Raw genomic sequence first — 12383 nt, 5'->3', positions numbered from 1 at the left:
CCGCCCGGCAGGGGCGGCAATTTCGTTGGCTTGGAGACCCCGAGAGGTATCAGTGGCAGGCGGGACGCGCGCCCGGCAAAAGCACCTTGTCGATCACGTGAATCACACCGTTATCCGCCATGATGTCGGCAATGATGACATTGGCCATGTCCCCGGTGCTGTCGGCGATCTTCACCCCATCTGCACCAGCCGTGAGGCACAGGCGCGCACTGGTCAGCGCGGGTTTGAAATAGTTTGACCCTTTCGGGATCATCCCGGCGGTCAGCTTGCGATCATCCACATGATACAGAAGCACATCGGTCAGTTTTCCCTTGTTCTCGGGCTTCAGAAGGGTCTCGACCGTGCCATCGGGCAAAGCGTCGAACGCATCGTTCACCGGCGCGTAAACAGTGAACGGGCCGGGGCCGGACAGCGTTTCGACCAAACCGGCAGCCGTCACGGCCGCAACCAGGGTCGAGAAACGATCATCGGCAGCCGCGATCTCGACGATATTGTCGGCTTGCGCGGCATTCGCGGCGACGGTCAGGGCAAGCGCGGCAGCGGTGGTCTTGAACAACGATTTCATAAGGTCTTCTCCTTGTTGGCGGGCTAAATGCCTCTTGGTCAACTCGTACTTATGAAAGGGATACGGGCGCAATTTGCCTGCGGTTCACCGTGTTTCAAAAGGTCACGCGAACGTGAGTCTTGATACAATCAAGCATTTGATAAAAATGGGAAAACCGACGCCGCAGCGCCGGTTTTCACTATCTCTGTACGGGGATTTTCAGGGGTACCTAGATCCGGAACAGCGGCTGCAACAGACGCGGCACGAGCGCATTGAACCGCAACGGTGCATCGGTGGCGGCCAGGCAGATACAGGGATCACCCGGGTCGGCAATGGGTGTATGTTCAAGATCCTCATTCGCGATCTCGATGTCACCGACACCGAAGCGCCCGGTTTCATCGCTGAAACTGCCCTGAAGGACCAGGGTCATTTCAAGCCCGTTATGCCCATGATCGGGCACGGCCTGACCGCCCGGAATATACAGCAACCGCACTGAGCCGTGCTTGTCCTGCGACAGGATCGACTGGCGCACACCCATGCCCAACGATTTCCACGTCGGATCCTGCCCTTTCAGCGCCGCGACCACCGGACCGGGATAGATGCCCCGGCGGGAATAGACAGGCTCGGGTTTCGCCGGCGCATCAAGCTGGGCCAGCAGGTCGGCTTTCATGTTGCCTGACACAGCCACGGCTTCGGCTGTCTCCAGCAATGCACCGCCCATCGTCTGGTGGGCTTCCAGCGACGCGCGGCACTGAATGCACAGCGATACGTGGCTGGCCACCGCAACGGCATAGTGATGTGGAAGACTGCCCGCAGCATAGGCCGCCAGAATGTCGTCCGGGATATGATGGGTGATTGCGGTCATTCTCGCAGTCCCTTCAACTCGTGTCTCAACCGCTCCAACCCAAGTCGGATGCGGGATTTGATGGTTCCAAGTGGCAGGCCGGTCTGGTCGCTGATCTCCTGATGGGTCAATTCGCCCAGATAGGCCTTTTCAATCATGTCTCGTTGCTCAGGCCGCAAGGACGAGAGCGCGGCTTTCAGTTTTCCGGCTTCCTGCTCGACAGCAAGAATTTGGCTGGCATCTGGCTCGGCTCCCGGATCCTCGGCCAGTTCCTCGGGCACCGGGCGGTTTTCCTTGCGCACAATGTCGATGTGCCGGTTGCGGGCGATCTGATATATCCAGGCCGACACCTGCGCACGGTGCGGATCGAACATCGACGCCTTGCGCCACACGGTCAGCATCACGTCCTGCACGATTTCTTCGGCTTGCGGGGCCGAACAGCCCGTGCGCATGATGAACCCCTTCAACCGTGGCGCGAAGTGATCGAACAGCGCACCAAATGCCTCCCGATCCTGTCTGTCCCGAACAGCGATCATCCAGACCGTCTGTTCAGAAATCTCGGACTTGTTATGCGACACCGGTTTTCCTTCAAGACAACGCACAGGTGGCGCAGCAGGCCGGGTGCTCGGGTGATCAAGGGTCAGGGTCAACATAACCTCAATACGAGGCACTTTGTAAACCGGATCACTTCAGCAGCAAAAAATGTCGCTGCGCCGCCACCCCTATCGCGCGGACACCCGATGGAACAGGTGAGTGAATGTCGCCGCGCCCAGAATGGGGATCAGCAAATTGACCAAGGGAACGGACAGCGGGATCGCCATCAGTGTGCCTGCCAGCCAGATTTGCAGGTTGTTGCGCGTCCGAAGGCGACCCGCTTCCACCCGACCCACGCGGCGCATGGCGGCCAACTGGAAGTACTCGCGCCCCAGAAGATAGCCGTTGACCACCCAGAACAGGATCGGTGCCAGCGGGCCGACAAAGAAGAACAGGATCAACGCGATCAGGTTGACCCCGACAATGACGCCCAGAAACCCAAGGCTGTCGCGCACAGTCTCGATCATCGGCACATCCGGCGCCGGGGGCAGGTTCGGATAATGCCGCGCCTCGACCGCATCGGCCACGTCGTCCAGGAATATTCCGGTGAAGGCTCCCGCCACCGGCACCATCAGCACCACCGACAGGACGATCATTACCAGAAACGCGGCCCACCAGGCCAGCCCGTCCACCCACGACACCTCGCCTATGAACGGCAGTGACAGTGTGTCAGGGACCAGAAAGCCCACCAGCCAGGTCATGGCAACCGTCACCGCAATCAGAAGCCCGACAGTCAGCGCCAGCCCTTTCAACAGCACGCTGCGAAAACGCGGGTCGGCCATTTGCGCGACCGATCGGAAGAAATCATCAAGGATCATGTGTCCATCCATGTGGTCAGGGCCGCCAGGTCGGGGCGGGGGCGTTCGGGCGGGGCGCTTGTTTCGGTGCCGATATGGATGATCCCGGCCACGGTTTCGTGATCCGCCAGCCCCAATCCGTCGCGCAAGAAATCGCGGTCATAGGTGGCCCATCCGGTCAACCAGTTCGCCCCCCAGCCCGAGGCAAGTGCGGCGTTCAGAAGCGCAAGGCATACCGCGCCCGCGGAATAGAGTTGTTCGACCTGCGGCACCTTGGGCGAATCCACGGGGGCCGAGACCACGACAACCGCAAGCGGGCTATCGGCAAAGGCGGACCGCATCTTGGCAACCTGCTCGGGTGCTTCGCCCAGATCCGCCCCACGCACATCGACCAAATCCGCCAACCGGTCCAGCGCGCCGCGCTCCAACACGATAAACCGCCACGGTTCCAGCTTGCCGTGGTCGGGGCTGCGGGCCGCGGCGGTCAGGATCGGTTCAAGCGCCGCACGATCCGGGGCGGGTCCGGTCAGGGTCTTGGCCGGGCGCGAACGGCGGGTCAGCAGAAAATCAAGCGCAGCTTGGTTGCGGTCAGGCATGGTTTTGTCCCTTGTCTGGCAAAATTCAGGCTTGGCCGCTCAATGCGGCTGGCTTGGTGCACATGTCGGGTGTCAGGGGACCCGCGTCAAGATGTTACATCACTTAACATCGAAAAAACCCTGCATTTCCGTGATCAGATCGGAAAAAGCACCAACCATCCGCGCGTTCGGCTGACGCGCGGCGAAGGTTTCGGCCAGAGGGTCAGGGGCATGGATTTCCACGCCCGACATTTCCTCAAGCACCGCATGGCCGCAGAAGGGCACATAGACTTCGGAATAGCCGCCTTCATGCGTCATCATCAGGCGTCCGTCGCACAGATCGGCGGCCAGCCCCATCACCATGCGGGTCATCTGTCGGAATGTGTCGGCAGTCGCGAGCATACAGGAAAGTGGGTCAATCAGCGCCGCGTCATAGCCACAGGCGATCACGATGACCTCCGGCTCATGGGCGCGTATGGTGGGCAGCACCAGACGCTCCATCGCTTCAAGATATGTGGCATGACCTGCCCCCGGTGGCAGCGGGACGTTCATGTTCGCCCCCTGCCCTGCACCTTCGCCGCGCACATCCGTATCGCCCGTATCGGTCGGATAGTTGCGTTCCTGATGCAAAGAAATCGTCAGGACATCGGGGTCTTCGATAAAAATCGCCTCGGTCCCGTTGCCGTGATGCACGTCCCAATCCAGCACGACAAACCGCTTGGCCAACCCGTTGGCTTGCGCATTGCGGATCGCGATGGCGAGGTTGGCCAGCAGGCAGAACCCATTGGGAAAGTCAGGCAAGCAATGATGGCCGGGCGGGCGCGACAGGGCATAGGCGTTGTCGACCGTGCCACGCAAAACGGCCTCCAGCGCGGCAACGGACAGACCCGCCGACAGGGCCGCAATCTCATATCCCCCCTGACCAAACGGCGTGCGCAAACCCAGCTCACCCCCACCCGCGTCGGATACGCGCTGGAACTCGTCCAGAAAGCTGGCCGGATGCACCCGTGCCAGCATCTCGCGCGTCGCTTCAGGGGCGGATTGGGCGTGAAGCGCGCCGGTCAACCCGGTCACATCCATGAGGTTTTTCAACCGCCGCTTGGTTTCGGGATTTTCGGGCAGTCCACCCGCCGCCAAGGGCTGCACCAGCCCACCCACCGGCAGGTTGCCCGCATAATTGCCGCCGGAATGCCAAAAGCACTTCTCGTCCCAGAAGAAACCCGTTTTCGTCATGTCCGCCTCCGTTCTCCCGTGCAGAGTGGCCCACAGGGCTTGCACCGTCCACCCCCGCCCGACAGGATGGCGCCATGAAGAAAGGCGAACTTTCCCATTTGGCCAGATCGGGCGCGCTTCTATCGGTGCGTGTCACGCCCAAGGCGGCGCGCAATCAGGTTGAAGAACGGGATGGCCAGTTGCGCGTCTCAGTGACAACGGTGCCGGAAGATGGCAAGGCGACGAAGGCCGTGATCAAGCTTTTGGCGCAGGCGCTGGGGATCGCGAAATCGCGCCTTGTGCTGACACAGGGCGCGACATCGCGGGACAAGGTGTTTCGGGTGGATTAACCCTGATCGCCCGTGCGCGGGATCGAGGAGGCGGCATAGGTTCCGTCGTTCGGATCAAAATAATCGCCACCACCGCCAAGCGGGTCAGGCCCATACTGGTTGGGTCCATCCGTGCCTTTGCTGGCATACCAGACAATCAGGATGATGATCCCGATCAGCGGGATCAACGCCAGCCAATACCACCAGCCGCTGCGGCCCGTGTCGTGCAGACGGCGCACCGTGACCGATATTCCCGGAAGCAAGGTCGCTAGGCTGAACAGGCCGGACAGGACGGGCGTGTTCGTCTGCGCTTCGAACCCGCCCCCGCCTTCGATGGTCGTCACTGTGCCGAACAGGGCGCTGTCGATCATGCCAAGAACAAACTGCCCGGCAAGAATGAACAGCACAAACCACCAGAATTCCGACCGCTGCGCGCGGCCCTGAAAGGTCACGTATTTCGAAAAACACGTTCTGATCGATTCCATGAAACTCATATTCTGTCCCCTGCTGAGGTTATTTTTTGCGGCCGATGCGGGGTTCCTGCCCGGCGATCAGCCGTTCAATGTTCGCGCGGTGACGCAGGAAAATCAACAATGCAAGCGCGATGGACAGAATCACATAGGCAGGCAACCCCAGTAAGAGAGCCCATAGCGGCGACAATGCCGCTGCCGCCAATGCCGCCAGCGAAGAAACGCGGAAGACCACCGCCACCACAAGCCACGTGACACAGGCGGCCAGCCCGATCGGCCAGGCCAAGGCGAGCATGGTGCCCAGCCATGTGGCAACCCCTTTGCCACCCTTAAAGCCCAGAAACACCGGGAAGCAGTGACCCAGAAACGCCGCGAACCCCGCGACTTGCGCGGCGTCTTCCCCGACCAGCGCCCGCGCAAGCAGGACCGCCGCGCCCCCCTTGCCAGCGTCGCCCAGCAGGGTCAGAAGTGCTGCGGGTTTGTTCCCAGTGCGCAAAACGTTGGTGGCGCCGATATTTCCCGACCCGATCTGGCGCAGATCGCCCAGCCCGAACAGGCGCGCCATGACGATACCGAATGGCACGGACCCAAGCAGATAGCCAGCCACGGCGACCAGAGCCAGCACGGGCAGCGCGGTGATCAGCTCAGGCATCGTCACCCCCGAAGACACGTTCGCCACCGACCCAGGTGCCCAGCACGCGCCCCTCCATCCGTGCCCCGTCGAAGGGCGTGTTCTTGGATTTCGAGTTCAGCTTGAACCGATCCAACACGAAGGGTGCGTTGGGGTCGAACAGAACCAGATCGGCGGGGGCCCCCTGCACCAACTCCCCCCCCGGCAGGCCAAACCGCCGGGCGGGGTTCAGCGACAGCGCGCGCCACAGAGTCGGCAGGTCGATCAACCCGGCATGGACCAGCCGCATCGCCGCAGGCAGCAGCGTTTCCAACGCAACCGCGCCGGACGCGGCTTCCTCAAACGGCAGGCGTTTGCTTTCTTCGTCCTGCGGCGTGTGCATCGAGGAAATGATATCAATCACCCCACGCGCCACCGCATCGGCCATCGCAAGCCGATCATCCTCGGACCGAAGCGGCGGTTTCAGCTTGAAGAAAGTGCGATAGTCGCCCACGTCCAGTTCGTTTAGCGTCAGGTGGTGGATATTCACACCGGCGGTCACGTCAAGCCCGGCGGTCTTGGCACGCTCCAGCGCGGGCAGAGCGTGGGCGGTGGACAGATTGTCGGCGTGATAGGCGACACCTGTCATCTCGACCAAGGCCAGATCGCGTTCCAGCCCCATCCGCTCAGCCATTGGGCTGACGGCAGGCAATCCGCGCAGGCTGGCAAACTTGCCCGAGGTCACAGCGGCCCCTTTGGACATGTTCGGGTCTTGCGGGTGGCCGATGATCAACGCGCCAAGGCTGCGCGCATAGGTCATGGCTCGGGAATACACTTTGTTATTGGTGACAACATGGTCGCAATCGGTGAACGCCACCGCGCCTGCGTCCAGCAGGAACCCCATCTCGACCATTTCGCGCCCTTCGCGACCTTTGGTCAGCGCGGCCATGGAATGCACATTGACGGGGGCAGCCTGGCTTGCCCGGCGTGCGACAAAAGCCAGCGTTTCCGGCGTATCGACCGAAGGCGTCGTGTCGGGGCGAATGATCATCGTGGTGACGCCACCCGCCGCCGCAGCCAACCCTGCGCTGCGGAAACTTTCCTTGTGACGTTCACCGGGTTCACCGATCTTCACGCCAATATCAACGATGCCGGGTGCCAGGCATTTGCCACCGCAGTCGATGATATCGCCCTGCTCGTCCGCATTGACGCCGATGATCACCCCGTCTTCGATGGTCAGGCTGCCGGTCTCGTCCGTCCCGGCCTCGGGGTCGATCAGGCGGGCATTGGTGAAAGTCGTTGTCATGCAGTGTCCCCCGTCACCCCGCGCGCGCGATCAATCGCGGCCTGTGTGGCCTTGGTGTCGGCCTGATATTTCATCATGTATTTGTCACCCGTCCGCGACACCACCTGCGCGGCGGAAAAGATCACGTTCACCTTCTCGATGTTTTCCAGAAGGATGGTCCGACCCCCCGGCCCGATCAGGCGGCGATTGGTCAGATACCAAGTGAAGCCCAACTGCTCGCGCGCAACATAGACGCCCCGCACGGCAATGGCCGCCACCGACCCCACGACACCCGCCCAGGCATGGGGATTGCCCATATAGATCAGGATGCCGGACATCAGCACGGACCCAAGAGCTGCCAGCAGGACGTGTTCTTTCACATAGGTGGTCAGATTGCCCGAGAAGCTGTCAATCAGCCGCTCGCCCGGCTCAAGATCGGGGTCGGTCTGGCTTTCCAAACGGGGTTCCAGTTCGAACTCTTGCTCAGACATAGACACCCTCGGGCTCAGCGGCACGGGTGGCGCGCAGGTTGCGGGCCAGAAGGTCCATCGCGGCCATGCGCACGGCGACGCCCATTTCCACCTGCTCCTGAATGACCGATCGGTTGATGTCGTCAGCGATGGTGCCATCAATTTCGACCCCCCGGTTCATCGGGCCGGGGTGCATGACAATGGCGTCGGGCTTGGCATGGGCCAGCTTTTCGGCATCCAGCCCGAAGCGGTGGTAATATTCGCGTTCCGAGGGGATAAAGCCGCCATCCATCCGCTCGCGTTGAAGGCGCAGCATCATGACCACATCGGCGTCTTTCAGACCTTCCTCCATGTCGTCGTAGACCTCGACCCCGAACTGGTCGATCTGGCTGGGCATCAGGGTCGGCGGGCCAACAAGGCGCACGCGATTTTCCATCTTGCCCAACAGGATCAGGTTCGACCGCGCCACGCGACTGTGCGCGATATCGCCGCAGATCGCCACGGTCAAACGGTGCAGCCGCCCTTTCTCGCGCCGGATGGTCAACGCATCCAGCAATGCCTGCGTGGGGTGTTCGTGCTTGCCATCGCCCGCGTTCAGAACCGCGCAATTCACCTTCTCGGCCAGAAGGTTCACCGCCCCCGAATGCGGATGACGCACCACCAGCAAATCCGGGTGCATGGCATTCAACGTCAACGCCGTGTCGATCAGCGTTTCGCCCTTTTTGATCGACGACGCCTGCATCGCCATATTCATCACATCCGCGCCCAGACGCTTGCCCGCGATCTCGAACGACGCCTGTGTGCGGGTCGAGTTTTCGAAGAACATATTGACCTGGGTCAGCCCCGCGAGGACATCCGACCGTTTTTGCGCGGAACGGTTCAGATCAACATAGCTGTCGGCAAGGTCCAGAACGGTTTTGATCTCTTCCGGGTGAAGCTGTTCGATCCCCAGAAGATGGCGCTGGCGGAATGTCATACGGGCCTCCGTCCTGTTTGATCCGCTTATAGGATCGGGCGTGGGGTTCGTCCATCCCCACCGCGCCTGAAAACCCAACAGATCGTTTACCTTCCCTGCCCGCGCAACTAGGCTGTGCGGCATGGAATCGGCACAAGACTGGCATGGCGCGAAGGCGCTTCTGGAATGGTATATCGAACTCGGCGCGGTGGACGCGATCGGGGACGCGCCCGTTGACCGTTACGCGCTGGAACCGACCCCGCCGAAATCCGCGAAATCGCCACCGGCGTCAACGCTCGCGCCTGCTGCGAAAGCGCCTGTCACTGCAGCGCCGCAGCAGGATTTTGTCGCACTGGCCAAACAGGCCGCAGCCGCCGCCAAGGATCTGGACGCGTTGCGCGCAGCCATTGAGGCCTTCGAAGGCTGCGAAATGAAGCGCGGCGCGCGCAACACGGTGATCGCCGATGGCAACCCCGCCGCCCGTGTGATGATCATCGGCGAGGCACCGGGCCGGGACGAGGACATTGCCGGCAAACCTTTCGTCGGGCGCGCCGGGCAGCTGCTGGACAAGATGTTCGCAGCCATCGGCATGGGGCGCGGCGCGCCGCTGTCGAAGGACGCGATCTATATCACCAATGTTATGCCATGGCGCCCGCCCAACAACCGAGATCCCAGCGCCGATGAGATCGCGATGATGGTGCCGTTTCTGGAACGCCACGTGCAACTTGTTGCCCCTGATCTGATCGTCCTGATGGGAAACACGCCATGTCAGGCGGTGTTGGGGCGCAAAGGCATCATGCGGATGCGTGGCAATTGGGACGAGGCATGGGGCAAACCCGTCCTGCCCATGACTCACCCTGCCTATCTTCTGCGCACGCCCGCCGCCAAACGCGAGGCTTGGGCAGACCTTTTGTCGATACAGGAAAAACTGCGGGATCTGACATGAAAATTCTGGCCTTTTCCGACCTGCATCTCAGCAAGGTCGCAGCGCGAAAGCTGCTTGATGCGGCGCGACACGCGGACCTGATTCTGGGCGTGGGCGACTACGCGCATCGCCGTGAAGGGCTTGCAGACTTTCTGGCCCCTTTCACGACGCTGGGCGTGCCGACCGTTATGGTGCCCGGCAACAACGAGACCGAAGGCGAGCTGCGCGCGGCCGTCGCGGGAACAGATGTCATCGTGTTACATGGCGAAACCATCGTGATCGACGGCCTGACCATCGCCGGGATCGGCGCCGCCATCCCGCCACCGCCCGCCATTCCGTGGACCTCTTTCGACCTGACCGAGGGTGAAGCACAGGCGATGCTGGCGGACATCGACCGGGCCGACATCCTGATTTCGCATTCGCCGCCCAAGGGGATCGCAGATCAGCATGGCGAGCTGGGGTCGCTTGGGTCGCAGGCCGTGCTGGATGCGGCGCGACGTCTGTCGCCCCAATGGCTGCTATGCGGTCATATCCACGATGCGTGGGGCGAAACCGGGCTCATCGGCGACACGCAGGTTCTGAACCTCGGCCCGACCCCCAACTGGATCACGCTTACCTAGGAACGGAACATGTCCCACATCACCGCACAAGACGCCGCCAAACGAGAGTTCATTCCGGTGCGTATCGCCATCCTGACAGTCTCGGACACGCGCAGGATGGACGACGACCGGTCCGGCGACGCCCTGGTGACCCGACTGGAACAGGCCGGGCACATCCTGGCCGACCGCACCATCTGCCCGGATGAGCGTGACCAGATTGCCGATCAGTTGCGGGCATGGTCGCTGGATCCTGAGATTGATGTGGTCATATCGACCGGCGGCACTGGCCTGACGGGGCGTGACGTGACGGTCGAGGCACATCGCGATGTCTATGAGAAAGAGATCGAAGCCTTCGGCACCGTCTTTACCATCATCTCGATGAACAAGATCGGCACTTCAGCGGTGCAAAGCCGCGCCACGGGCGGCGTGGCAAATGGCACCTATCTGTTCGCCCTGCCCGGCAGCCCCGGTGCGTGCAAGGATGCGTGGGACGACATTCTGGTGCATCAGCTTGATTATCGCCACATGCCCTGCAACTTCGTCGAGATCTTTCCGCGTCTGGATGAACACAAGCGACGGAAATGATCTGCCCGCGCGTGTGAAGCGTAACAGGTATACCAACCGTCGACATGCCGAAGCTGTGACCATGCGCCGCTTGCCTGCACCGGCTAAGCAATACAGGATGTTACGGCATAAAGTGGAGTTGTGACATGCGCTTTCTGGGCCGCAGCCTGACCGGGCTTTTCCTTCTGGCGGCAACGCTTGGCTTGCTGGCGATGGCAGGCAGCATGATCAATTCGGCCATAAAGGCGCGGGCCGAACGCGACAGCGCGGCCCCCGGCGCAAGCGAGCGCATCTTTTCAGCCAACGTGATGACGGTCACGGCCGGGACCCTGACCCCGGTCATGACCGCCTATGGCGAGCTGTCATCGCGGCGCGCGCTGGACGTGCGGGCGCTGACCGGCGGCACCGTGACCGAAATGGCCGAAAATTTCCAAACCGGCGGTGTGGTGCAGCAGGGCGACAAGCTTTTGCGCATCGACCCGACGGATTTCGAATTCTCACTGGAACTCGCCAAGACCGACCTGTCGCAAGCCAAGGCCGAGCTGCGGGACGCACGCGCCGCGCTGGAACTGGCACGGGATGATCTGAACAACGCCACAAGGCAAGCAGACCTGCGCGAAGCGGCCCTGACCCGACAACGCGATCTGGTCACTCGTGGCGTCGGCACCGAAGCGGCGGTGGAAACAGCCGCCCTTGCAGCCTCGGCGGCGCAACAGGCGGTGCTGGGCAAACGGCAGTCCGTGATCACCGCGCAGGCGCGCGTCTCGACCGCCGAAGCAGCCTTGCGTCGCAGCCAGATTCAACTGGACGAAGCGCAGCGCAGGCTGGACGAAACGCTGATTCATGCCGAAATCGGGGGCATTCTGACCGATGTGTCCGTGTTGCGCGGTGGCGTGGTTGCGGCGAATGAAAAGATTGGCCGGATCATCGACCCATCGGCGCTTGAGGTGCGGTTCCGGGTGTCCGCCGCGCAATATGCGCGTCTCTTGGACGATCAGGGCCGACTGTCGAACACGGATATCACCGTCCGGCTGGACGCTGCGGGACTTGACCTGATCGCGACCGGGCGGATCGACCGCGAAAGCGCGGATGTGGGCGAAGGGCAGACCGGGCGGCAGATCTTTGCCACGCTCGACCCGTCGCCGGGAATGCGTCCTGGTGATTTTGTGACCGTTACAGTCGATGAACCGCAACTGGACGGTACCGTCCTTTTGCCCGCCTCGGCGCTGAACGCGCAGAACGAGGTGCTGGTGCTTGGCCCCGAAGACCGCCTGAGCAGCGCACGGGTCGAGCTTCTGCGCCGTCAGGGCAATGACGTGATCGTGCGCGCCACCGCGCTTGAGGGGCGGGAAATCGTGACCGAACGCACCCCGGCCCTGGGCGCGGGCATCCGCATCCGCCCGGTGCGCACCGGACAGCCCCCCGCACCCGAGCCACAGGCAGAAATGGTCACGTTGGAACCCGAACGCCTGGCCCGTCTGCGCAGTTTCGTGGAAGGCAATGACCGTATGCCGGAGGCCGCGCGCGAACGCATTCTGGCCCAGTTGGATACCGGCGCCCTGCCCGCCGATACTCTGGCACGGCTGGAACAGCGGATGGGGAACTAGCGC

16 protein-coding genes are annotated in these 12383 nt (G+C 62.3%); 5 read left to right on the top strand and 11 right to left on the bottom strand.

All coding sequences use genetic code 11. The features are described from left to right. Nucleotides 1–49: 49 nt before the first annotated feature. The 6 genes from MUY21_RS05305 to MUY21_RS05280 all read right to left on the bottom strand — a co-directional run bounded on the left by MUY21_RS05305 (nucleotide 50) and on the right by MUY21_RS05280 (nucleotide 4587). On the bottom strand, nucleotides 50–565 hold the full coding sequence (locus MUY21_RS05305; RefSeq protein WP_248409318.1) for a fasciclin domain-containing protein: 516 nt from the start codon (nucleotides 563–565) through the stop codon (nucleotides 50–52). A gap of 208 nt (nucleotides 566–773) precedes the next feature. Continuing rightward, a complete protein-coding gene (locus MUY21_RS05300) occupies nucleotides 774–1409 on the bottom strand; it encodes a ChrR family anti-sigma-E factor (protein ID WP_248409317.1) in 636 nt (211 codons plus the stop codon). Continuing rightward, nucleotides 1406–1924: a sigma-70 family RNA polymerase sigma factor gene (locus MUY21_RS05295; RefSeq protein WP_248409579.1), complete on the bottom strand. Its 519-nt coding sequence runs from the start codon at nucleotides 1922–1924 to the stop codon at nucleotides 1406–1408. Before MUY21_RS05295 ends, MUY21_RS05300 begins: the two co-directional genes overlap by 4 nt. A 186-nt stretch (nucleotides 1925–2110) precedes the next feature. Next, nucleotides 2111–2800 carry an EI24 domain-containing protein gene (locus MUY21_RS05290; protein WP_248409316.1) on the bottom strand — a complete coding sequence of 230 codons (690 nt, stop codon included), beginning with the start codon at nucleotides 2798–2800 and terminating at the stop codon, nucleotides 2111–2113. After that, nucleotides 2797–3375: a nitroreductase gene (locus MUY21_RS05285; protein WP_248409315.1), complete on the bottom strand. Its 579-nt coding sequence runs from the start codon at nucleotides 3373–3375 to the stop codon at nucleotides 2797–2799. Before MUY21_RS05285 ends, MUY21_RS05290 begins: the two co-directional genes overlap by 4 nt. A gap of 99 nt (nucleotides 3376–3474) precedes the next feature. Next, nucleotides 3475–4587: a class II histone deacetylase gene (locus MUY21_RS05280; protein ID WP_248409314.1), complete on the bottom strand. Its 1113-nt coding sequence runs from the start codon at nucleotides 4585–4587 to the stop codon at nucleotides 3475–3477. 74 nt (nucleotides 4588–4661) lie between these two features. On the opposite strand from MUY21_RS05280, the gene MUY21_RS05275 reads away from it, so the two are divergent. Further along, on the top strand, nucleotides 4662–4916 hold the full coding sequence (locus tag MUY21_RS05275) for a DUF167 domain-containing protein (RefSeq protein WP_248409313.1): 255 nt from the start codon (nucleotides 4662–4664) through the stop codon (nucleotides 4914–4916). On the opposite strand, the gene MUY21_RS05270 is transcribed toward MUY21_RS05275, so the two are convergent. From MUY21_RS05270 to MUY21_RS05250, 5 genes are read right to left on the bottom strand one after another with little or no spacing between them, the layout of a single operon-like run. Then, nucleotides 4913–5389: a DUF805 domain-containing protein gene (locus MUY21_RS05270; RefSeq protein ID WP_248409312.1), complete on the bottom strand. Its 477-nt coding sequence runs from the start codon at nucleotides 5387–5389 to the stop codon at nucleotides 4913–4915. The genes MUY21_RS05275 and MUY21_RS05270 overlap by 4 nt on opposite strands. Before the next feature lie 19 nt (nucleotides 5390–5408). Further along, nucleotides 5409–6017, bottom strand: coding sequence for a glycerol-3-phosphate 1-O-acyltransferase PlsY (plsY, locus tag MUY21_RS05265; protein ID WP_248409311.1), 609 nt, complete (start codon nucleotides 6015–6017; stop codon nucleotides 5409–5411). Continuing rightward, nucleotides 6010–7281, bottom strand: a complete 1272-nt coding sequence (gene pyrC / locus MUY21_RS05260; RefSeq protein WP_248409310.1) for a dihydroorotase — start codon at nucleotides 7279–7281, stop codon at nucleotides 6010–6012. The genes plsY and pyrC overlap by 8 nt, the downstream gene beginning before the upstream one ends. Then, on the bottom strand, nucleotides 7278–7751 hold the full coding sequence (locus tag MUY21_RS05255) for a hypothetical protein (RefSeq protein ID WP_248409309.1): 474 nt from the start codon (nucleotides 7749–7751) through the stop codon (nucleotides 7278–7280). The genes pyrC and MUY21_RS05255 overlap by 4 nt, the downstream gene beginning before the upstream one ends. Next, entirely contained in the window at nucleotides 7744–8706 is a 963-nt protein-coding gene (locus MUY21_RS05250) for an aspartate carbamoyltransferase catalytic subunit (RefSeq protein WP_248409308.1), read from the bottom strand. The genes MUY21_RS05255 and MUY21_RS05250 overlap by 8 nt, the downstream gene beginning before the upstream one ends. A gap of 121 nt (nucleotides 8707–8827) precedes the next feature. On the opposite strand from MUY21_RS05250, the gene MUY21_RS05245 reads away from it, so the two are divergent. The 4 genes from MUY21_RS05245 to MUY21_RS05230 all read left to right on the top strand — a co-directional run bounded on the left by MUY21_RS05245 (nucleotide 8828) and on the right by MUY21_RS05230 (nucleotide 12380). Further along, nucleotides 8828–9631 carry a uracil-DNA glycosylase gene (locus MUY21_RS05245; protein ID WP_248409307.1) on the top strand — a complete coding sequence of 268 codons (804 nt, stop codon included), beginning with the start codon at nucleotides 8828–8830 and terminating at the stop codon, nucleotides 9629–9631. Beyond that, nucleotides 9628–10230: a metallophosphoesterase gene (locus tag MUY21_RS05240; RefSeq protein WP_248409306.1), complete on the top strand. Its 603-nt coding sequence runs from the start codon at nucleotides 9628–9630 to the stop codon at nucleotides 10228–10230. The genes MUY21_RS05245 and MUY21_RS05240 overlap by 4 nt, the downstream gene beginning before the upstream one ends. A gap of 9 nt (nucleotides 10231–10239) precedes the next feature. After that, nucleotides 10240–10794: a molybdenum cofactor biosynthesis protein B gene (gene moaB / locus MUY21_RS05235; RefSeq protein ID WP_248409305.1), complete on the top strand. Its 555-nt coding sequence runs from the start codon at nucleotides 10240–10242 to the stop codon at nucleotides 10792–10794. Between the two features lie 125 nt (nucleotides 10795–10919). Further along, entirely contained in the window at nucleotides 10920–12380 is a 1461-nt protein-coding gene (locus tag MUY21_RS05230) for an HlyD family efflux transporter periplasmic adaptor subunit (protein WP_248409304.1), read from the top strand. The last annotated feature ends 3 nt before the right edge of the window (nucleotides 12381–12383 follow it).

Source organism: Aliiroseovarius sp. S2029, assembly GCF_023195575.1.
GTDB lineage: Bacteria > Pseudomonadota > Alphaproteobacteria > Rhodobacterales > Rhodobacteraceae > Aliiroseovarius > Aliiroseovarius zhejiangensis.
The sequence above is the reverse complement of the archived record's forward strand: the minus strand, read 5'-3'. Positions and strand labels throughout refer to the sequence as shown.

Coding starts and splice junctions, on each gene's coding strand:
- MUY21_RS05305 (WP_248409318.1), bottom strand. CDS start 565: ATGAAATCGTTGTTCAAGACCACCGCTGCCGCGCTTGCCCTGACCGTC.
- MUY21_RS05300 (WP_248409317.1), bottom strand. CDS start 1,409: ATGACCGCAATCACCCATCATATCCCGGACGACATTCTGGCGGCCTAT.
- MUY21_RS05295 (WP_248409579.1), bottom strand. CDS start 1,924: ATGATCGCTGTTCGGGACAGACAGGATCGGGAGGCATTTGGTGCGCTG.
- MUY21_RS05290 (WP_248409316.1), bottom strand. CDS start 2,800: ATGATCCTTGATGATTTCTTCCGATCGGTCGCGCAAATGGCCGACCCG.
- MUY21_RS05285 (WP_248409315.1), bottom strand. CDS start 3,375: ATGCCTGACCGCAACCAAGCTGCGCTTGATTTTCTGCTGACCCGCCGT.
- MUY21_RS05280 (WP_248409314.1), bottom strand. CDS start 4,587: ATGACGAAAACGGGTTTCTTCTGGGACGAGAAGTGCTTTTGGCATTCC.
- MUY21_RS05275 (WP_248409313.1), top strand. CDS start 4,662: ATGAAGAAAGGCGAACTTTCCCATTTGGCCAGATCGGGCGCGCTTCTA.
- MUY21_RS05270 (WP_248409312.1), bottom strand. CDS start 5,389: ATGAGTTTCATGGAATCGATCAGAACGTGTTTTTCGAAATACGTGACC.
- plsY (WP_248409311.1), bottom strand. CDS start 6,017: ATGCCTGAGCTGATCACCGCGCTGCCCGTGCTGGCTCTGGTCGCCGTG.
- pyrC (WP_248409310.1), bottom strand. CDS start 7,281: ATGACAACGACTTTCACCAATGCCCGCCTGATCGACCCCGAGGCCGGG.
- MUY21_RS05255 (WP_248409309.1), bottom strand. CDS start 7,751: ATGTCTGAGCAAGAGTTCGAACTGGAACCCCGTTTGGAAAGCCAGACC.
- MUY21_RS05250 (WP_248409308.1), bottom strand. CDS start 8,706: ATGACATTCCGCCAGCGCCATCTTCTGGGGATCGAACAGCTTCACCCG.
- MUY21_RS05245 (WP_248409307.1), top strand. CDS start 8,828: ATGGAATCGGCACAAGACTGGCATGGCGCGAAGGCGCTTCTGGAATGG.
- MUY21_RS05240 (WP_248409306.1), top strand. CDS start 9,628: ATGAAAATTCTGGCCTTTTCCGACCTGCATCTCAGCAAGGTCGCAGCG.
- moaB (WP_248409305.1), top strand. CDS start 10,240: ATGTCCCACATCACCGCACAAGACGCCGCCAAACGAGAGTTCATTCCG.
- MUY21_RS05230 (WP_248409304.1), top strand. CDS start 10,920: ATGCGCTTTCTGGGCCGCAGCCTGACCGGGCTTTTCCTTCTGGCGGCA.